Below are 1,706 nucleotides of genomic sequence, written 5' to 3' on the forward strand. Positions count from 1 at the left end.
GCGGACTGTTCCGCATTTATATCGCGGTGTTGGTCGATAAAGACAGCCAAAAGGCGATTTTGATTGGCAAGGGTGGGGAGAAATTGAAGAAAATTTCTACTGAAGCCCGCCTTGATATGGAAAAATTGTTTGATACCAAAGTCTTCTTGAAGATTTGGGTGAAAGTGAAATCCGGTTGGGCAGACGATATTCGTTTTCTGCGCGAATTGGGTTTGTAATGTAATGTGTTTGAACAAAGGCCGTCTGAAAAATTTTCAGACGGCCTTTTGTTTGATTAAGCCAATAATTCAGCCAGGCGTTTGACGATTTCATCTGCCGCTTGGCGTTTCGATGTTTCCGGAAATGAGGTTTCAGCAAGGTCATCAATAATGGTGATTTGATTGGTTGGCTTACCCATGGAAACGGAAACTTGGTTGGCTACCAGCATAGGTACGTTTTTGCGCAAACGTTTTGCCCGTGCAAATTCCAAAACCTGATGGCTTTCTGCAGCAAAGCCGACGCAGAATGGTGGAGAAGGCAAGGCGGCAACGGATGCGAGAATATCCGGATTTTCCGTCAGTTCGATAACCGGGGGCTGATTGCCGTTTTTCTTCAGTTTCTCGTTGCTGCTGTTTTTGACTTTATAGTCTGCAACAGCTGCAACGGAAATAAAGACATCTTGTTTCGGAATATGGCGATGAACCGCCTGATACATGGCTTCTGCGTTGACAGCCTGTTCAGAATGAGTTAAGCCTGCGGGCAAGGCCGTCTGAATTTGACCGTAAATCAGCGTGACCTCCGCTCCGGCAGCACGGCAGGCACGCGCTAAAGCTATGCCCATTTGTCCGCTGGAAATATTGGTAATGCCGCGAACAGGATCGATGGCTTCAAACGTTGCGCCGGCTGTAATCAGAACTTTTTTACCGCTCAGTAGCTTGGGTGTCCATAAATCCTCTAGCAAATCAGCCAGATCGACCGCTTCGACCATCCTGCCAGTGCCTGTTTCGCCGCAAGCCTGTTCGCCGCTGTTTGGGTAAAACACGGTAATGCCGTCTGAAACCAGCTGCTCAATATTGCGCAGATTGGCAGGGTTGTTCCACATTTCGACATTCATTGCAGGCGCAACAGCCAAAGGGCATTTCCTGGCTGCTACCAAGTTGGTCAGTAGATTATCAGCCAATCCGTTGGCAATTTTGGCAATCGTATTGGCAGTTGCAGGCGCAATAAGAAATGCGTCGGCTTCACGCGTCAGATTGATGTGCGCCATGCCATTATTGGAAGCACCTGAATAGGTATCCGATAAAACAGGATTGCCGGTTAAAGCTTGGAAAGTCAGCGGGGAGATAAATTCTGTCGCAGAATCCGTCATCACTACTGATACAGAATGTCCTTGCTTTTTCAGTAGTCTGACCAGTTCACAAGATTTATACGCCGCAATACCGCCAGTAATGCCGAGGAGAATGTGTTTGCTCATAAATAACGGGTTCATTAAATGAGATATATAGGAATCAAATCAAATTAGATTTGTTCGATGTTGATTCTGGCCAGTTTTGCTTTAATCGCATTACCATATCTCTTTGGTAAGAATGCTGAAACCGCTCCGTTTTTCACTTCAGTCACATAACTGCAGACTTTAAATTCAGGAACAACATTGAGCGAGTAGTCCGGATTGACCAAAGGCGAAGCACTGGAGTACAGCGTCCATCTTGCCAGACTGCCGTCTTCAT

Annotated in this window: 2 protein-coding genes and 1 pseudogene; 1 reads left to right on the top strand and 2 read right to left on the bottom strand. The window is 46.5% G+C overall.

Going from position 1 to position 1,706, the window contains the following annotated elements:
- Positions 1-218 (top strand): KH domain-containing protein (locus ACTHUM_RS13205; RefSeq protein ID WP_440402891.1); only part of this gene is annotated, 218 nt, incomplete at its 5' end.
- A gap of 56 nt (positions 219-274) precedes the next feature.
- Here the strand turns inward: ACTHUM_RS13205 and coaBC are convergent.
- Positions 275-1,453 carry a bifunctional phosphopantothenoylcysteine decarboxylase/phosphopantothenate--cysteine ligase CoaBC gene (gene coaBC, locus ACTHUM_RS13210; protein WP_107769529.1) on the bottom strand — a complete coding sequence of 393 codons (1,179 nt, stop codon included), beginning with the start codon at positions 1,451-1,453 and terminating at the stop codon, positions 275-277.
- A gap of 44 nt (positions 1,454-1,497) precedes the next feature.
- A pseudogene (locus tag ACTHUM_RS13215) lies at positions 1,498-1,706 on the bottom strand (tetratricopeptide repeat protein); the annotation flags it as partial.

This window comes from Neisseria sp. P0021.S006 (assembly GCF_051956895.1).

Bases quoted from the DNA above. Each gene is read 5' to 3' on its own strand.
- coaBC (WP_107769529.1), bottom strand. From the start codon at position 1,453: ATGAGCAAACACATTCTCCTCGGCATTACTGGCGGTATTGCGGCGTAT.